Source organism: Halomonas sp. ATBC28, assembly GCF_005937175.1.
Taxonomy (GTDB): Bacteria; Pseudomonadota; Gammaproteobacteria; order Pseudomonadales; family Halomonadaceae; genus Vreelandella; species Vreelandella titanicae.
The window spans coordinates 110,698-129,216 of sequence record NZ_VCQL01000012.1; the positions used below are offsets into that span (position 1 = coordinate 110,698).

The 18,519-nt window shown below is 59.8% G+C and carries 18 protein-coding genes; 2 read left to right on the plus strand and 16 right to left on the minus strand.

The genetic code is table 11. The annotated features are described in order from the left end of the window. The first annotated feature begins 46 nt into the window (after positions 1-46). Positions 47-745 (plus strand): SDR family oxidoreductase, encoded by a 699-nt coding sequence (locus tag E0L35_RS14940; RefSeq protein ID WP_138800701.1) that lies wholly within the window; start codon positions 47-49, stop codon positions 743-745. A gap of 32 nt (positions 746-777) precedes the next feature. After that, entirely contained in the window at positions 778-1,566 is a 789-nt protein-coding gene (locus E0L35_RS14945) for an SDR family oxidoreductase (RefSeq protein ID WP_138800702.1), read from the plus strand. 15 nt (positions 1,567-1,581) lie between these two features. Here E0L35_RS14945 and E0L35_RS14950 read toward each other — a convergent pair whose 3' ends face one another. The 16 genes from E0L35_RS14950 to sctJ form a co-directional block, all read right to left on the minus strand. Continuing rightward, the gene (locus tag E0L35_RS14950) at positions 1,582-3,555 is read right to left on the minus strand and encodes a pyridoxamine 5'-phosphate oxidase family protein (RefSeq protein ID WP_138800703.1); all 1,974 of its coding nucleotides are present in this window, start codon (positions 3,553-3,555) and stop codon (positions 1,582-1,584) included. Between the two features lie 57 nt (positions 3,556-3,612). Beyond that, positions 3,613-4,248 (minus strand): glutathione S-transferase, encoded by a 636-nt coding sequence (locus E0L35_RS14955; protein ID WP_138800704.1) that lies wholly within the window; start codon positions 4,246-4,248, stop codon positions 3,613-3,615. Between the two features lie 134 nt (positions 4,249-4,382). Next, complete coding sequence (locus E0L35_RS14960) at positions 4,383-5,291, minus strand: LysR family transcriptional regulator (protein WP_138800705.1); 909 nt, start codon at positions 5,289-5,291, stop codon at positions 4,383-4,385. 2 nt (positions 5,292-5,293) lie between these two features. Continuing rightward, the gene (locus E0L35_RS14965; RefSeq protein WP_138800706.1) at positions 5,294-6,205 is read right to left on the minus strand and encodes a LysR family transcriptional regulator; all 912 of its coding nucleotides are present in this window, start codon (positions 6,203-6,205) and stop codon (positions 5,294-5,296) included. A gap of 194 nt (positions 6,206-6,399) precedes the next feature. Continuing rightward, entirely contained in the window at positions 6,400-6,864 is a 465-nt protein-coding gene (locus tag E0L35_RS14970; RefSeq protein ID WP_035581462.1) for a hypothetical protein, read from the minus strand. Between the two features lie 110 nt (positions 6,865-6,974). Further along, on the minus strand, positions 6,975-8,024 hold the full coding sequence (locus E0L35_RS14975) for an EscU/YscU/HrcU family type III secretion system export apparatus switch protein (protein WP_138800707.1): 1,050 nt from the start codon (positions 8,022-8,024) through the stop codon (positions 6,975-6,977). A gap of 15 nt (positions 8,025-8,039) precedes the next feature. Further along, on the minus strand, positions 8,040-11,609 hold the full coding sequence (locus E0L35_RS14980; RefSeq protein ID WP_138800708.1) for a hypothetical protein: 3,570 nt from the start codon (positions 11,607-11,609) through the stop codon (positions 8,040-8,042). A 163-nt stretch (positions 11,610-11,772) separates the two neighbouring features. Next, positions 11,773-12,600, minus strand: a complete 828-nt coding sequence (gene sctT / locus E0L35_RS14985) for a type III secretion system export apparatus subunit SctT (protein WP_138800709.1) — start codon at positions 12,598-12,600, stop codon at positions 11,773-11,775. An 18-nt stretch (positions 12,601-12,618) separates the two neighbouring features. Next, positions 12,619-12,888, minus strand: coding sequence for a type III secretion system export apparatus subunit SctS (gene sctS, locus E0L35_RS14990; RefSeq protein WP_138800710.1), 270 nt, complete (start codon positions 12,886-12,888; stop codon positions 12,619-12,621). Between the two features lies 1 nt (position 12,889). Further along, complete coding sequence (gene sctR / locus E0L35_RS14995) at positions 12,890-13,549, minus strand: type III secretion system export apparatus subunit SctR (protein ID WP_027958374.1); 660 nt, start codon at positions 13,547-13,549, stop codon at positions 12,890-12,892. Then, positions 13,542-14,621: a type III secretion system cytoplasmic ring protein SctQ gene (sctQ, locus tag E0L35_RS15000; RefSeq protein WP_138800711.1), complete on the minus strand. Its 1,080-nt coding sequence runs from the start codon at positions 14,619-14,621 to the stop codon at positions 13,542-13,544. Before sctQ ends, sctR begins: the two co-directional genes overlap by 8 nt. Beyond that, a complete protein-coding gene (locus E0L35_RS15005; protein WP_138800712.1) occupies positions 14,618-15,100 on the minus strand; it encodes a hypothetical protein in 483 nt (160 codons plus the stop codon). The genes sctQ and E0L35_RS15005 overlap by 4 nt, the downstream gene beginning before the upstream one ends. Continuing rightward, entirely contained in the window at positions 15,097-16,434 is a 1,338-nt protein-coding gene (locus E0L35_RS15010; RefSeq protein ID WP_138800713.1) for a FliI/YscN family ATPase, read from the minus strand. The genes E0L35_RS15005 and E0L35_RS15010 overlap by 4 nt, the downstream gene beginning before the upstream one ends. Further along, positions 16,431-17,018, minus strand: a complete 588-nt coding sequence (gene sctL, locus E0L35_RS15015) for a type III secretion system stator protein SctL (protein WP_138800714.1) — start codon at positions 17,016-17,018, stop codon at positions 16,431-16,433. The genes E0L35_RS15010 and sctL overlap by 4 nt, the downstream gene beginning before the upstream one ends. Continuing rightward, a complete protein-coding gene (locus E0L35_RS15020) occupies positions 17,015-17,698 on the minus strand; it encodes a hypothetical protein (protein ID WP_138800715.1) in 684 nt (227 codons plus the stop codon). Before E0L35_RS15020 ends, sctL begins: the two co-directional genes overlap by 4 nt. Next, complete coding sequence (sctJ, locus tag E0L35_RS15025; protein WP_138800716.1) at positions 17,695-18,519, minus strand: type III secretion system inner membrane ring lipoprotein SctJ; 825 nt, start codon at positions 18,517-18,519, stop codon at positions 17,695-17,697. The genes E0L35_RS15020 and sctJ overlap by 4 nt, the downstream gene beginning before the upstream one ends.

Consider the following 18,519-nt stretch of genomic DNA (forward strand, 5'->3'; position numbering starts at 1 on the left):
CCATTTTGCGACCTAACCCCCTTTTCACGTTCTAAAAAGGAGCGATATGAACACTGTTATCGTTATTGGCGGGACTACCGGCATTGGTCGGGCGATCGCGCTGGCGTTTGCCGCCCAGGGTGACGAAGTCCACGTCACCGGCATCGAGCCTAAGAGCGAACAGCAAGCCGAAGACGTAACCGACCGACACCAACTCGATGTGCGTGACCCGGCCCAGGTTGAGCGCTTCTTCGCGGCGTTCCCAACATTGGATGTGCTGGTGAACTGCGCTGGCGTCATCCAGCGTGACGGCAAGGAGTTCACACCCAAAGGCTTTGCTGAGGTCATCGACATCAACCTAAACGGTACACAGCGCTGTTGCCATGCCGCGCATGCAGCTCTCAAGGCAGCGGGTGGCTGCATTATCAACACCGCCTCTATGCTGTCGTTTTTTGGCAGCGGCCATGCCCCGGCCTACTCTGCTTCCAAGGGCGGCGTGGCCCAACTCACACGGTCGTTGGCGATCGCCTGGGCCAGCGATGGTATTCGCGTCAATGCCCTTGCGCCAGGTTGGATTGCCACCGACTTGACGGCAGCACTCACCCAGAACAGCGAACGCTCGGCGGAACTCGTCGGACGCACGCCCATGGGCCGCTGGGGCAAACCCGACGACCTCGCTGGGCCAGCGCTGTTCTTGGCTTCACCGGGCGCTAACTTTATAACGGGCGTACTATTACCGGTAGACGGTGGCTATTCGTCACGTTGAGCGCAAATATCGAACACACAGGAGTACATGGTATGGATCTTGGAATCGCGGGACGCTGGGCCGTGGTATGCGCAGCGAGCAAAGGGTTGGGGCGAGGCTGCGCCGAAGCGCTGGCCAAAGAGGGCGTCAACCTGGCCATTAATTCACGCAATGCCGAGGTGCTCGAAAAGACCGCCGACGCGTTGCGGGCCCTTAATCCAGCCATCGAAGTTCGCCCTGTGGCTGGGGATATCGGGCGCGAGGAGGTACGCGAGGCGCTACTGGCCGCCTGTCCGCAGGTCGATATTCTGATCAACAATAATGGCGGGCCGCCGCCGGGTGATTTTCGCGACTGGGATCGGGAGGCGTGGATACAGGCCGTGGATGCCAACATGATCACGCCTATTGAGCTGATCAAGGCCACGGTAGACCATATGGCCGCCAACGGCTTTGGCCGCGTGGTCAATATCACCTCGGGCGCGGTAAAAGCCCCCATCGATATTCTTGGGCTATCCAACGGCGCGCGCAGCGGGCTAACCGGCTTCGTCGCGGGGCTTGCACGCCAGCCGCAACTCGCCTCGCACAACGTCACGATCAACAACCTACTGCCCGGCTCCTTTGATACCGACCGCCTGCGCGGCAACTTCAAAAATGTCGCCGAGAAGAGTCAGCAAACTATCGAACAGGTACGCGAGCAGCGAGCCCAAGGGGTTCCTGCACGGCGATTCGGCACCGCCGAGGAGTTTGGCGCCTTCTGCGCCTTTATGTGCAGCGAGCATGCAGGTTATCTAACAGGACAGAATATCCTGCTAGACGGCGGCGCCTATCCAGGAACCTTTTAATCGATTGCGGCACAGTTAACCGTTAGACAGCGTGATGGCTATCTCCCCCGAGTGCGCTGCTGGGCGGGCGCTGCACAGCAGTATTTCCCCATCTGGCGCTGAGATGCCATCTGGGTAGGTAACCTCCCCTTGCACCAGCGTGCAAGCGCACTCGCCACAGCTACCGCTACGACACCCATAGGCAGGTTGAAGCCCCGCTTTTTCAGCGGTTTCCAGCAAGCTTTCACCCGGCTGCCAGTGGGTCACCGCGCTGGGGCTGGCAAAGCTGACTTCTACCGGCTGTTCAGCGGTGGGGACCGTATATGTTTGCGCCAGCGCCGAGGGGCCAAACGCTTCTGTGTGTATCTGCGCGGGCATGAGTCCGAGCTCCAGCGCTTCTTGATGATAGCGCTCTACAAAGGCGGCAGGGCCGCAAAGATAAAGGAGTACCTCCTCCAGCGCCTCTCCGGTAAGCGCCTCTGCCAGCGACACCCGACCAGCCCGCCAGTCGTTGGGTACTGCTTTTGCGCCCGTCACATGGCGTTGTAAACGTAGCCCTTGAGCTTCCAGGTCACGTAGTTCATCACTGAAAGGGGCCTCGGCAGCCTCGCGCACGCTCTGAATTAGGGTGACCGGCCCCCGTCCTGCGCCGGTCAACTCATGGGCCAGGCTCACCAGCGGTGTAATACCGATACCGCCACCCAGCAATACCCAGTGAGCACGCTCGGAGCCACTAGCCTCTGCAGTGAATGATCCCGTTGGCATACTCACAGCTAGTTCTATACCCACCTGAAGCGCACTGTGCACGTAGTGCGAGCCTTCACCCTCGGCCTTCACACTGATACGATAACCGGCCTGCTGGCTGTCACCCGAAAGCGTATAGCTGCGTACCAACGCCGTGCCATCCAGGCGCGGCACGTGTAACGTAATAAACTGGCCCGCGTTGAAGGGCGCCAGCACCTTGTCTTGTCGGGCACTCTTCAAATAGAAAGAGCGGATCTCAGGTGTCTCCTGCACCACGGCGGCCACCTGAACCCGCTGTTGAGTGGAAGGCGCAAGCGCTTGCCAGGGCCCATGGGGTGCCGCCTCAACGGCCACGGCACCTGCATGACTACGCCAGCGCAAGGCCCTTGGTCGCCAAACGATATGCCGCGGCGTCAGGCACCAGTAGCGTTCAGCGCCAGGATAACGCGCTCCAGCGGTCTCCTCGTCCACAAGCCGCGCTTCGCCGGTCAGATGCAGCACATTCCCGCTGGCAAAGTCCGGTATCACCAAGGCCGCGCGCCCGCTGGCCAGCACGTTACCTAAGGTGTTGAAGAATCGATTGCCTGCAAAATCAGGCAGAATCAGATCACTTCCCTGACGCCGAATGAACCCCGGTTGCCCTCCGCGATGAGAGGCATCCACCTGGACGCCCTGGTCGGTATGCGCGTAACTACCCACGAAGGAGGTGATCGCCCGGTCGATATGCGCCAGCACCGGCTCTGGCAACTGATCGAGGATCGCGTCACGCTTGATTAGCGCGGGGCCCGGCTGGGGCTGCACCGGCCTCATCGCCGACCAGTCGTGAATATACTGGGGGCAGTTACCGAAGGCGTGAGTCACTTCCAACTGCCATTGGCTTGCTGAGCCCCGCAATACACCGTTGACCCTGTTACGACGGCGCGTGTGTAGCTCAATGCCCAATAGGCCAATGCTGGTGCCGCTGTTAAGTAGCGGTGCAAGAGGGTCATCCACAGGCGGCGTTAATGCTAAATCGAGCCGTGACTCGTCCGGCGCATGAACAAAGCCCGGCGCACCCTCCAGCAGCGTGACCCAAGGCCAGCCGTCATGATCCACCGCTGCTGCCGCCACAAAGGGCAACTGGGGAAAGAAGTGCTGCAGCTGTGGCGTTAGAAAGGGACGCATCACCTTGCGGCCCACCTCCGCCATCTGTTTTTCCACGCCGACCACGCGCTGCAAGGCAAGCTCGCCTTCATGCCATGGGCTGCTGGTGACGTCGTTATTCACCCTAGACTCCTCGCGAGCAGTCCGCCCGCACCGATTTGAAATGCTATATCGGCTGGCCTAGCGCACCAGCCCCACCTTGGTCACCTTCATGGGTACAAACCCTTCCAGCGCCTCGATACGCTGCAGCCAAGCACGGATATGCGGGTAGGGTTCCAGCGAGACATTCCCTTCGGGCGCATGGGCGATGTAGCTGTAGAGCGAAATCTCCGCCAGCGTGGCGTGCTCACTCGCCAGGAAGGGCTGATGCGCCAAGTGGGCATCGACAATCGCGAACAGCTCATGGGCATCAGCAATCAGCGGTTCAGGGTCGAAAGGGGCATTAAAGACCGTCACCAGCCGGGCCTTCATCGCGGAGTTCGCCAAAGGCCCTGCCGCCACAGACAGCCAGCGTTGTACCTGGGCTTGAAGCAACGGATCGTCCGGTAACCAGCGACCAGCACCCTGCCCAGCACCATAGCGGCGTTCCAGATAGACCAAAATGGCATTGGAATCCGCCAGGATAACCCCTTGGTCATCGATCACCGGCACCTGCGCGAAGGCGTTCAGGTTCAGGAAAGGCGGCGCTTTGTGTTCGCCCGCGGCAAGATCAACATCGATAAAAGTGGCAGGCAAACCGAGCAGCGAAAGCATCAGCTCGATACGGTGGCAGTGGCCGGAAAGAGCGTGGCGGTAAACCTTGATAGCGTGTGACATGTGATTATCTCCTTGATTGAGCGCCTCGATAGATGAACGTCACATGTGTTAAGCGACGTCACCTATCCTGAGCCAAATCAAGGGGTGCAAGAATAGCGATACTGAACAATACAAAATTGCGCTGAATGAAATAATCAGCCGACCAACTGCGTTCGCAACCAGGGTGTTGCCAGTTCCAGGAAGGCCATAACGCTGGCGGGCGCCCGGATGCCAAGGGGATAGGTGAGCGCCAGAGGGTGTCCCGCAGGCCAGAGGGGTTCAGCAACGGGTTCAAGCAGCCCCCGCTCGCAGGCGCGACGCGCCTCCAGTTGGTAGCAACACACGACACCCGCACCTTCAATGGCAGCCCGCAGCGCAGCAGCACTGGTGCTGATGGCAAGCCTGGGCTCAAAACGGAGCGGGTAGTCTTCAGACAAGCGCCAGACAGGCGCCTGTCCTTCACTGGGGCAGTGAATAAGTGCATGACGGGCCAAGCCTTGCAGGCTACCGGGGCGCCCGGTCTTGTCCAAGTAACGGGGGCTAGCAAACAGACCAACGCGCAAATCACCCAGGGGCCTGGCATAAGCGGAGGCAGGCAGCGGCCCACGCATCAGACGTAGGTGCGCCGGTGCATCGCTTTCTATACGGATGGGATATTCATCAGCCAGCAGGCAGATCTTCAGCGCAGGATGCTGCTCTTGCAGCCGCAACACTAACGGCACCAGCAGTGGCTCCATCAACGCCTGGGGCGCCTGCAAACGTAGCGTGCCGTTGAGCTCGCGGTGCTCCTGGCGCGCACTGGTGTCGGCGTCGGAGACTGCGTGGATCAGCGTATCGGCGTAGGCGCGCAATCGCTCGCCCGCCGCCGTTAACGTGCTGCCTCTGGCAGAGGTAGTGACCAAAGCAACCCCCAGATGCTGCTCCTGAGCACGCAGCAGACGGTGGAGCTTCGCCGCCGACTGGCTGCACGCTTCAGCCGCGGCTTGCACGCTGCCGTGCCTGGCAACGGCGGAAAGCGCCTTTAAGGCCTCAAAGCGTAGCGGTGATTCAGGGGAGAGTGCCATGGTTAACTGCGGTAGGCGAGCGCCGGGTCGGCACGTAGCCGCTCGGCAAGAAAATCAACGAAGGTACGCACACTGGCGGCACGCCCACGGCCCGCTGTCACCCAGATATTGATGGGAATGGCCACTGGTTCGAAACGCGTTAACACGCGCCGTACTCGACCTTCGGCTTCACTGGCAGCCACCTGGTAAGACAGCAGCCGAGTAAGCCCGGCACCTGCCTCGACCGCCGTTAACGCCGCATGAATAGCGCTGATGCGCAGCCGTGGCGAGGGCGTTACTTCAATGCGTTTGCCCTCCTCCTCGAACCACCAGTGGCCGCTCAAGTTGCCGCCTTCGGCCACCACGGTAGGCAATGCTTCCAGTTCTTGCGGGTGCGTTGGCTCGTTGTGCTCGGCCAGCCACGCGGGGCTTGCACAAACTACCTGCCGCACCTCACCGACTGGCACGGTCAAGTGCTGACAATCCTGGGGCACATGGCCGATGCGCACCGCCACATCGATGCCCTCCTCCTGCAGATTGACCGGTCGATCGATCAGTTCAGCGCGCACCTGCACGTCAGGGTATTGCTCCAGATAATCGACGATCTGCGGGGTAACGAAGTACTCGCCGAACAGCACCGGCGCGGTCACCTGCAACAGGCCACGTGGGGTAAGGTAACTGCCGGTCGCAGCGGCCTCGGCCTCCGCAAGCTGAGCAAGCACCTGCTGGGCATCCTCCAGATACCGGCGCCCCGCCTCCGTCACGCACACCTGCCTTGTGGTGCGCTGTAACAAGGCAACGCCCAAACGCGCCTCAAGCGCTGCCACCGCCCGGGTAACCCGAGGCGGCGACAACGCAAGCTGCCGTGCGGCGTCCGCAAAGCTCTCCAGTTGCGCCACCGCTGCAAACACGCGCATCTCTTCGAATCTATCCAAGGCAGCTCCAGGAACAGGGTAAGCATCACTAACGGTATTCTATATACCCGCTAGGTTTATACCTACCAGGACTGTATACCCACCAGAGCTTTTTTATGCAGCTACGTCGCCGATGGTTTATTAGGCCTAGGCCTTTATTATCCGCCACTCGACAAACGATTTAATGCGTCTAGTTGTTCACCGTGCAAGCAAACTCAGTTGCTCGGACGCTGTTTGGTGGCATCCAATCCGGTTTTGCTTTCGGTAGTCAACTTGGTAATTTCTGCAGACTTCGTAATGGCACGATCAAAGACATCCTGCATGTTCGCCATCGCCTCTACCGATGTGCCTTCGAGGCCACCGTCTGCCGCCCACTCGAAATTCCAGACACCGGAAAGGCCATCTTTACCCTGGACATCATGGGTTTCGATTGCCGTATAAACACTGGTGTGGCGCGTCATATAAGAGGCGGCTGCCGAAACCTCAGCAGGGACACCGCCTGACGAATTGTTGGCAAGCTGAGCGAGCTCATCGGCATTGATCGCCGACTTGCCCTGCTGTTTCAGATAATCCACTAGAACCTGACTGGATTTGGCAATATTCAACTGGTCGTCGAAGGATGAGGTGGAGGTTTTTTGAGTGGGGGCGTTTACGCTTGTAGGTGACACTACAGTAGACATCGGATATCTCCCAAGCAGAGGTTTGGTTGGACAGCCTGTTTATTGTTGCCCGGTTTAATGTCATTCGTATGAATCATGTGGCATGGCAAACGATTGCAGCCGAGTGATGGCTAAATCAGCTTGGCTGCCACCAGCATATCGGCGACCGCCTGAAAGGTACCATCAGGCACCGGATCGCCATTGCCCGCGCGTTTGGCGATGAGTTCGGCCAGCCTCGGGTCGGCGACTCGCGGGACTCGGCGAGGCGCAGCGCTGGCCAACAAGCTAGCGGCCTGATCGGGTGAGGCCTTGCAGGTCACCAACGGCACTGGCGTTTCGCCGCGAACGTAACGAATGCCGACCAGCCAACCGTCTGCGGTGCCGATCATCAGCGAGCTATACTGAACACCGATCTTGGCGTTCAGCTCATGCATTTCGCGCCGTTGTTTACGGCGCGCCTGATTCATTGTCGGATCGCCTTCCTGATCCTTGCGCTCACGCTTCTGTTCGGTCTTTGTCATGCGCTGGTCGCGCTCAAATAGCCAGCGTTGGAGCAGGACATCGAAAGCGCCAACCAGTAAGAAGGCAATCAGTGCAGTGATAACCAGCGGTTGTAGTAAAGCCAGAAAAGTCCCCTGAACGCAGGGATAGCCGCAGCGTGAGGACTCCATCAGCGACTGAAGGCCCATACGATAGACAATCACCAGCGCGACGGCCAATGCCACCATCTTGAACAGTGATTTAAGAAACTCGACCAACCCACGTACCGAAAAGATGCGCTTGGCCCCCTGGATCGGGTCAATATTCTCAGGCTTGGGTTGAACAGGCTCTGTGGAGAATACAAAACCCTGCAATACCACGATGTTGGTCAACACGATCACCAACAGCGTTAGACCGACCAGCGGCAACACCGAGAGCAGCAGTACTTCGCCTGCCTGGGTCATCAACTGTGGCCACAGCGTATCGAACGGCTCGGTATAGAGTCGCGCGGTCGAGTCGATCAACCCCTGCACACGGGCAATGATGTCATTCACGCTGATAGCGATATAAAGCGTGCAGGCCAACATCACCATCGCGGTGACCAGGTCAGCACTCTTGGCGACCTGGCCTTTCTTGCGCGCATCGCGAAGTTTTTTCGACGATGGCGGCAGCGATTTCTCTTCAGAGGGCTGTTGGCTCATGGCGCTGCTGTGACCCTATGAACCTACTGTCGAGCCTTTATCCATTTGCGTATCGAGATTGTTGCCATCACCTGCATAATCTTCGTGCTCGAAATCGTCCCAGGTCGAGTTAGGTAGATGGCCCTCCTCTACGTAGAACTCATACTCGTCGCTGCGGTAGTCGAAAATGCTCTCGTCGTCCGGCGCATCGCGCTGACCGTAGCTCCGGACGTACGCTTCGAGAAACTCATAACGGGTCAGGCCGTCTTCGGTCAGTAGGCCATCCTCATCGAGCGACGAGAAAAGCTCCTTGAGGTCAGCCTTATGCCCCTCCAGCGCGTTGGTGCGCTTGATATCCTGGACAATAGTGAATGGCAGCGTCGCCACCGTCAGACCGGCGGATATCCAGAACAGCGGCCCGGTGACGGCACGGGCGACGGCAATGCCCTTGAGCGCCGCCAGCGATGACGCTCCACCGGCAAGGCCGAAGGCACCCGCCGCGACGGTGACGGCGCCCTGACCGATGGTAGCGCCGTCGCCACTGTCCACGCCGCGCTTGATCATCAGCCCGCCGAGGGCAATGTCCAGCGCACCAGTGGCGGAGTTGGCAGCGCCATCCAGCACACGCAGGAAAGAGCTGACGGTGCGGGTCGTCGTCGTGGCATCGGGCAGAGCCGGATTCTTGGCGTATCCGTTCTGGGCGCCCTCGACTATCTTCTTAGCGTCTTCATAGGAAATATCCAGCTTCTTGGCCAGTGCCTTCTGATCACCTACCGGGGCATCGTCGATGATCTGCTGGAAGTTCTCGCTGAAACGCTCCCAGGTGTGGGCATCAGGAGCGGGCGCCTTGCCCTTGACCTTGTCGTCGGCCCATATCTGCGGCAGCGTCTTGTCGAGCCCCAGCATGGTATTGACGTTGGTGCCCTTGGCCTTGTCCCAGATGTTGCTGCCGAGGTTGACGAAGTGCTGACTGGCACCCAGAAAGCTGATGAACTCCTTGGCCACGGCCATTCGCGCCTCGTGGCTGTCCGCCAGCTTGCTGGCGCCGCCTGCGAGCTGATAGATGCCCGAGGCGAGCGAGATCAGCCCGCCGGTCGTGCCCAACGCGCCGTTGCTGTTGAGCGTGCCAATCAGCGCCATCATGCCGCCGTTGGTCTGTTCGTTGAGCGCCTTGTAGACACCGTTCTTCAGCAGGCCATCGATGTCCGACTGGGTGATCGAACCATTTTTCTGGAAGCGATCCCCGAGCTCCTGCAGCGCCTTACCGAAGTTCTTAGCAGTTTGCTTATCGTCAAGAAACTCGTTAACAAACTTGTCGATCGTCTCCGCCGTGCGCCGCGGAATATCGACACCGGCACGCTTGAGCGCGGTCAATACCATCTTGACCACATCCTGCGTGGCCGTCGCGGTGTTGGCATCATTGATTTGATCAGGATTGGCAATCAGATCATCAAGATCGGTGATCATCGAGTCGAGCTGCAGGCTCTGGGCGAACTCGGCTGCCTTGTCACTCTCTTCCGTTGCCGGGAACATCGCCGAAAGTGCATTGTAGGTTCGCGAGATATCCTGCTCGGCGAGTTCCCCCTGACCGCTCTCGCGCAGGTCGTTGATGTAGTTGATGTACTCCTCGCTGAAGGCGGTCTCCTCCAGCTGCGAAGCGATCGCGTCCTTATTGGCGACTTTGTCGATCGCGTCTGCCTGGGTCGCCTGGTAATCCTCCTGCACCGCCTCGGAGGCGAATAGCTCGCCGAGGCTTTCATCGAGCTTCTCGCCGTCGATGATGGATGAGAGATCCTCGCCGGTGACGTTGTCAAGACTCAAGCCTTCCGACATATCGAGACCGACCAGATCCAGGCCGTTTTCAAGCGCGCCCTGGGCTCGCAGCGCACGGTAGAACTGGGCGCGCTCATCGTTTTTATCGATACTGCCGTCCTCAATCCCCGTCTTCCACTCTTCGATCAGGTTCTGCCAGGTCAGCTCGCTGACGGTCAGCTTGCGTGAGCTGTCGTCCGGATCGGTCTCGCTGGTTTCCATCGACTGAATATCGACATCGCTGAAGGCCGGTAGATCATGATCGCGCCGGGCTGTGTCCAGCTCCGCATTGTCGGCGAGACGCTGGGTGTTGGTCTCCCCACCGTGCCTCGACCAATAACCGTCGAAGATATTCTGAACCGCCTTGCCGTCGTCTCCGGCAGCGTGCCTGATCCGCTCGCGCAGGTCATCGTTAACCTGGGCAGTGGCGTCCTCGAGGGAGGCACCGTCGCTCATCTTGCTGTCGATCAGGTTCTGATAGAGCTGCGACAACGTTTCGGAGCTTTCGATATGCAGAATCTGGCGCGACCCCGTCAGCGTGCTGCCCGCCAAGCCAGAGGCCAGTGCGTTGAGGTTATCCTCATAACTCGGGTTATCCGTCACGGTGGTGTCGGCGAGAAAGTCGTCGTAGGCCTCGAAGCCAGCGGAGGTGGCAGCATCCTTGCCACCATGACGCTCCCAGTAACCATTGAGCACATCAAGCCCATCTTTGCTGTCCTTGTCGGTATCGCTCAGCGCGTTGCCGGTACGATCAAAGAGGTCATCCTTGGCGTCGTCGATGGCTGCCTGTAGATCCGGCGCCTCGCCCCGCTCACGCTGCTGGTTAAGCTGGTACTCCACCAGTTGGCTGAACTGATCGCTGGCGTCTCCTGTCAGCGGTCGCACCTTGCGGTTGTCGATGTCGATGCCTTCAGCCATGTCGCTGGCAAGCGAATCCAGGGTATCGTCGTAGGCGATGTCATCTTCGTCGCGATTGGTCAGGTAAGTCTCTTCGGCCAGCGCCTTGGTATCCTCTTCACCACCGTGACGTTTGAAGTAGCCGTCGAAGACATTGACTACACTCTTGCCGCCAGCGTTTTCGAGACGGTCACGCAGTTCATCATTGACCTCGCTCAGCGCTTCCTCAGTAGTGGCACCTTCATCCAGTTTGCTCTTGATCAGATTCTTATAGAGCTGGGACAGTGTATCGGAGGAGTCAAGGTGCAATATCTTGCGTTGATCGGTCAGCGTGCCGCCGGCCAACCCGGAAGCGAGAGCGTTGAGGTTATCTTCGTAGCTAGGGTTGTCGGTCAGCGTGGTATCGGCCAGAAAGTCATCATAGGCGTCATAGCCCGCGTTGATCGCAGCCTCTTCACCACCATGGCGCTTCCAGTAACCCTCGAAGACATCTAGGCCCTTGTCGGCGTTTCGATCTGCGTTGTCCAGGGCATGCCCGATGCGGTCAAACAGCGCGTCCTTGGCACTGTCGATCGCCTTGGACAGATCAGCGCTTTTGCCATCGGCGCGCTGCGCATTGAGCTCGGCGGTGACCAGCGCCTCGAACTTATCCGCAGCGTCTCCCTTCAGGGCGGACACCTTGCGGTTGTCGATATCGATGCCATCCGCCATATCCACTGCCAGTGAATTCAGCGTGTCCTCATAATCCTGGCTGCCCGGCATCAACGGCGTTTTGCCCGCTTCCACAGTATCTTTGCCCGCTTCCGCCTTTTTTGCCAGGTCGAGGACAAAGCCAAAATTTCCAAAGGCGCTGGTCAACGGTGTTGCTTTGGGGTTGGTTTTTGGGTCGACACGCATCGAATACTCCTCCACGGTTAGCGCAAGCTGATGGGGCAGGCAACGAGAAGCCCAATTTCACTGACGGAAAACCAGTCTGAAGAGACTGCGTGACACTCTAATGGCAACTTTGTGATGCTGCTTTGATACCCTCTTTTCAAAGTACCCCGCGTCCCCCCTGCTGTTACCGCGTTCCCCCCATAGCGCCCAATATAGCTTCTAGGCGTTCCATATAGAGATTGGCTGCATCGAGGTGCTCCAGCATAAAGGGGATCAGGAAAATGACGTAGACCAGCATCAAGAATGCAAACAACAGGTTCTTGATAGGGAGTGACAGGTCAAAGACGTGTAGGTTGGGCGCCATACGCGCGAGGTAGGCGAGCATCAAATCTGCGACCAGAAGCGCGATGACCAGCGGCGCTATCATCAACACACCAATCTGCATCACCTGGTCGAGCAGGCCAAGTAGCGCCATCGCCGATGCTTTGGTCATGAGTGGCGTGAAATTCACCGCCGGCCACAACGAGTAGCTGCGATAAAAGCCGCCGAGCAGCAGCATGAAGCCGCCGGTAATGAAGAACAGCGCCAGCAAAGTCACGGTCAGCAACGTGGCGGTAACGCCGGATTCAGTCGAGCCCATGGGATCGAGTATCTGCGCCATGGTTGAGCCGCGCTGCAGGTCGATGAGTTCGCCAGCCACCTCCGCGGCCCAGAACGGAACACCAAAGACCAGCCCGATGACGACGCCAATCAGCAACTCCTTGATGACCATGCCGGTAAGGGTGAAGCTTGATAGCTGTTCAGCATTCACCATGGCATCGAACAGCGGCACCATCAGCGGAATCGAGATCGTCACCGCCACTGCCGAGCGGATCATGCCGGTCAGCCCCAGGCGATTAAACGCTGGCGTGACCAGCACCATGCCTAGCGCCCGTGCCACGCCGACCGCTGCCGCCGCGATCATTGGATAGGCGAAATCGGTCAGGAAGCGGGCGAAGTCGTCGTAATGCATAAGCGACGCCGGCCCGGCTCAACGAGACCAGGCTGGAAAGTTGTTCAACACCTGATCGGTGATGTTGACGACGGGCCCGGCCAGTAGCGGCCCGGCGATGATCAGCACCAGCAGCACGGCAACCAGCTTGACGGCTTGTGGCAACGTCTGATCCTGAATCTGTGTCAGCGCCTGCAGTAGCCCAACCCCAAAACCGACCACAATGGCCACCAGCAGTGCTGGCGCCGACACCAACAACGCCGTCCACAGCGCATTCTGCATTAGTGAGAGAAAGATATCGTCGTTCATCTCAGCCTCCACCATAGCTAAGAATCAAGCCGTGCATTAGCCGTGACCAGCCGTCCACGGCAACGAACAGAAATATCTTGAGTGGTGTTGATATTAACGTGGGTGAGACCATCATCATGCCCATTGCCATCAGCACGTTGGAGACGATCAGGTCGATCACCAGAAACGGGATATAGAGCAAGAAACCGATCTCGAATGCACGGGTCAACTCCGAGCTCACGAAGGCAGGAATAAGCACCACTAAGTCGTCGTCCTGAAGACCGCTGCGGGCTTCCTCCGACCAAAGTGTGCGCGTCGCATCAATGAAAAAAGCCCGTTCGCGTTCGCTGGCATAGCGAGAAAGGTAATCCTGCAAGGGCCCACGCAGCGCCTCGCCGGTTTGCTTGATCTCCTCGACGCTGCCCATCCCTGCGGGTCGCTGCTCGAACTGATGAAGCATATCGCCGACCAGCGGCGTGGTGATGTAGACCGTTAGAATCAAGGCAATGCCATAGAGCACCAGGTTAGGCGGCGTCTGCTGCACGCCGAGCGCGTTACGGATCAAGAACAGCACCACGGCAATTTTGAGAAAGCCCGTCATGGTCACCACCGCCAATGGCACCAGGCCGATGGTCGCAACGACGATAATGATGGCGATCAAATTGGGCTGAAATTCACTCATCCCCGGCGTGTCCTTCATCGAGCGCGAGCCTCTCGATCTGCACCCCGATGCTGTCACCGATCATCACCAGGCGGCCATGCCCCATGCAGCGGCCGTTGACGATTAGGTCAACCGCCTGCTCAGGTCGACGCTGCATCGGCAGTACGCTGCCTTCGCCCAACGCGCGCAGCTCGCCGAGCGACATCTCCAGTTTGCCCATTTCACAAGTCAGGCGGACGGGCAGATCATCCAGGTTTGGGTTATCCACGGGGGGGGCGCTCATGAGGTTCTCGAATGGTGGGTTCGACGCTTGGGAAGAGGTAAGAGAGGTCAGCGGGCCTTTAAGGCACACGCTATCGGCGCTTAAGCTGACGCCGACGCTAAACCGGTCGCCAACGTTCAACGTTGCGCCATTGGGATCGTCGCTAGTGGCGAATGACTCGAGCATAACCACATCGCCTGGGCGAAGGCTGCGCCACTCCCCCAGGGTCAATGTCTGGGCTCCGGCCATTAGGCTCAACATCACCATTACGCTGCTCGCCATCGCGGGCTGCGTGGGGAAATAGCGATCAAACAGGGGCAGCAAGTGTTTGGCAGTAGCGGCCGAGAGCCCCACACGCAGCGGATGAACATCGCCGTCGAGCTCAAAGGCCAGAGTGATGTGGATCGGGTTTGCCGTTCGACCATGCAGGTCGGCGGGCTGCACACGGATATCGACACCCAGTGTCGCCTCCAGCGGTTCAAGCCACGCCAACCACACCGCCTCCAGCCACATCGCGGCCAGCTCCGCATCGACGTCCTCCATAGAGCGCCTGCGATCAGGGTGCTCACTGAGATGGTCGAATGTGCGCCAACTGGCGCTCAAGGCCAGTTGCTCGTTGCCGAGGCATACCGCGACGGTCATGTCAGCGGTGACCTCCGCCGCTTCCGGCATCAGGTACAAGCTGGCAGAACGCCCATGCCAACCGAAAGTCAGCGGCTGTCGAGAACGATGCAGCGCGTTATGCAGGGTTAGCGTTTCGGCATCATAGTGCGTCAAGGTTAGCGGCACTGGCGTCACTTCCGCGCGAACGGTTGAGCTGAAGGCAGTCATACTTCACCTGCCCGGCCGATCCGGCTCTCTTCCATCTCCAGTTCGGCCAGATGCTCGGCCTTGACCGCCCGCGCCTGCCCCTGACAAGTCTGGAGTTGCTCCAGCGCACGCTGGGCGCGTAACCGGTACGCCCATTCCGTAGCGCGGTATTCGCGCTCTCGCTCAGCGGCCCGCAGGGTCTGGATGCTGCTTGCCTGCTGCTCAAGCAATGCCTCCTGGTGGGCGGCATCGTCGGCAAGTGTTTGCTGCCAACCGGCCAGATCCTCGGCGTTCAGCGGTCGTTGTTCACCCTGTTCGAACAGCGCCTGCTCGCGCTGAACTGCTTGGTATTGGTGCTGCTCCAGGGCCTGCCCGAGCGTCTGGCAGTGAACCTCGAACTCCCGACAGTGGCGCTGCGCTGCTGCCAGGGCTTCCTCGGCGAGACGCGTACGCTGGCACCGAAGCTGCATCAGCCGGTCAAGCTGACGTTGCGATGTCATTGGACGGCCTCCCTTAACTGTTTCAAGGTGTCTTCAAAGGCGCTGTGGTCATCGCGGGATTGGCGTAGGAACGCCTCGATCTCAGCACGTTTATGAATCGCCTCATCCGTGGCGGCGTCGCTACCTTCCCGGTACTCGCCCACTTGCAGTAGCAGCTCGACATCGCGATAACGCGCCATCAACTCACGCATTTTGCCGGCATCACGGCGATGCTCGGCGTTGGCAACGTTTTCCATCAAGCGGCTGCGGCTGGCGAGGATATCAATGGCTGGAAAGTGGTCACGGCGGGCGAGATCGGCGCTCAGAACGATGTGACCGTCAAGAATGGCCCGGGCCTCCTCGGCCACCGGATCCAGCATGCCATCGCCCTCGGTCAATACCGTATAGATTGCCGTAATGGTGCCTCCCGACGCGCCACCGGGCCCGGCGCGTTCGAGTAAACGGGGCAGCGCCGCAAACAGTGAAGGCGGGTAACCACGACGCGTCGGCGGTTCACCGGCAGCCAGTCCGATCTCGCGTTGGGCGCGGGCGAAGCGGGTAAGACTGTCGACCAACAACAGCACATCGCGCCCCTGATCACGGAAATACTCCGCCACGCTGGTCGCCACCATGGCAGCACGGGCGCGCTCGATCGCCGGTCGATCAGACGTGGACACGACGCATACCGTGCGCTGGCGCGCGTCGGCACCCAGCTGCACATCAAGCAACTCGCGGACTTCCCGACCGCGCTCGCCCACCAGCCCTAGTACCACGATCTCTGCACTACTGCCACGGACGATGGCCGAAAGTAGTGATGACTTACCGACGCCGGCTTCGCCAAACAGTCCGACGCGCTGGCCGCGGGCAACGGTATTGAGACCATCGATAGCACGTACCCCGAGTGCCAGCGGCTGCTCAATCAACTGGCGGGACAGCGGCGCGGGGGGCTCGGCATGGACGGGGTAATGGCGCAGTGAGCCGGGCGCTGGTGCAGCGCGACCATCAAGCCAGTCGCCGAGCGGACTGATGACGCGACCGAGCAGGGCATCACCCACGGCCACACCCTGGGCACTGCCAGTGGCAATTACTTCACTGCGGGTCGACAGTCCCTGGAGCTCGCCAATCGGCGAGAGCACGACGTTCTCCTCTTCGAAGCCGATCACCTCCGCGGCGACACGGCGACCGCTGACGGGATCGCGCAGGTAGCAAAGCTCGCCAATGCCAGCACCTTCGAGGCTAGCGTAAACCAACAAACCGCGAATGCGGCGTACCCGGCCATTGACGGGGCGAGTTTGGGCTAGGGCAAAACGTTCGCCGAGCCGCGGCAGCAGATCCCCGAACGCATTCGCGCTCATGCACCCTCCCAATCATCCCGCAAGGCACGCCGCAGTGCCTCGAGCTGCGCTTCCAGGCCGATGTCCATAACCGCGATGGGGCTCACCAGCAAACACTGACCTGGCGCCAATTGAGCGTCGGCCTCGACCTGATAGTCGGCCGTCGCAGGCGAATACGCGGCGAGAGACTCGGCGACTCGCGCCTCTAGCGGCGGTGCAACACGAATACGGATAAGGTGTTCATGGCGCCACTCGCTCAGGGCATGGCGTACGCAGCGAGTGATGAGTTCTACATCGTCGAACTCGCCGAGAATACGCCGTATCAGAGTCAGCGACAGTTCGGCCAGCTCGGGGCCGAGCCCGTCGAGATAACGTTTGACGTCACGCTGGGTGCTGGCCAGCAGCTCAGCGGCGCGGGCTTCACCATCGCGGCGACCGGCTTCAAAGCCTTCGGCATGGCCCTCTTCGCGGGCGCGACGAATGAAGGCCTCTTTATCATCGGCTCGCTGACGCGCCCGCTCGAGAAAAGCGTAGCCATCGACCCAAGCGTTGGCCTCCTCTGCGCGCAGGATGATCTTCCCGGGGCGTGGTGGCAGTGAATTCATATCCCTGCTCGCTCTTTATCGTCGGCTTGGAAGAGGCCGTGTGTAGCGGCCAAGCGGGCAATATCAACAGCTGCGGTATCTGCTGCGATCGTTTCAGGCTCCTCAAACTGGCCAGCCCACCCCAGCCGTAGCCAGGCACGCAACGCCACCGTTTGCGCTTGCCACCATCGCTCCAAGCAGCGTCGACCATCGTGCTCGACAGCGGCCTCCAGCGCGTCGAGATCATCCTCAGCGCAGGCTTCGGTACTGGCGTGGTCACGATGGGTAAGCGCCAGGGAATAGAGCTCAGCGCCGAAACACTGTTTGAGTGCCGCAACTCGCGGCGCATGAATTTCGCGCACAAAGGCATTGGCGTGAATGATCACTCCAGCGGCACGGGCGCAGGCGGTAAAATCATCGCTGTCCAGCTGACATAGCGCCTGGTCGGCGGCATCCATTAGCGGCTGTTCCGCGATAGAGGTGAGTTGATGACGGCGCTGCAGGCGGGCAAGCAAGCGCTGGCGAAAGCGCGGCTGAGTGCACCAACGGCGCAGCATCGCGTCGGCGGCAATGCCGTCCAGGCAGTCAACCCAGTGGTCGAGAGCAACTCGTACCGGTGGTTCGATAGCAGGCTCGATATCCGTCTCGATACCAGAGACCGGTGCGGTCGATTCGCTAGCGCGTTTAGAGGCACTATTCATGGCGCTGTCGTCAATGAATAGGGACGCTGGCGACGCTGACGCCAGACCAACCAACACACCGCACCGGCAAGCCCGATCACCGCAACGCTCAGCAGACCGATGATCCAGCCGATACGGGAAACGCTGGACGCTGGCATCGCGACACCCAGAAATGAGCCCATCATCGGCTGCGGCAGCGTGTCCATTTCCTCGGGAATAGCAGAGACAACAGGCACCACCGAGACCTTTTCGTAGGAGAGGCCAGCAATACCATTGGCTACCAGCGTCTTGATCTGTGGAATCAGTGGGGCGATCTCAAGCGATGGAATGTAGCGCACGAAGACCGAGGCCGAAGACGGCGTACTGTTCTGCTGCAGCAAATCATTGTCCGGCAGCACAACATGAACCCGCGCCGAGAGTACGCCGTCGATCTGCGACACGGTGTGCGAGAGCTCCTGGCTCAACGCAAAGATCATCTGAGCGCGTTCCTGCACGGGAGACGACACCAGCCCGTTACCCTGGAAAATATCGCCCATATTGGCGAATTTCTGTTCCGGCAGCCCGGCACGATCGAGTATCTCTACCGCCTCGGCGAAGCGCTCCTCACTGACAGTGACGGTCATTTGACCTTCGTCCTGTGCCTGACGTGCGGCAGGTATGCCGTTGCGGGCCAGCGTTGCCACGATGATATTCGCCTCGCGCTCGTCGAGGTTAGTGTAGAGATCGGTGTCGCAGGCCTGAAGCAGCAGCGCCATTACCAGAAACACCATGCCCCGCAGGGCGTTACGCCACCTGCGTTGTGACACTTGCTGCTTGCCGTCGAATTGTTTATTAAAGTGCAA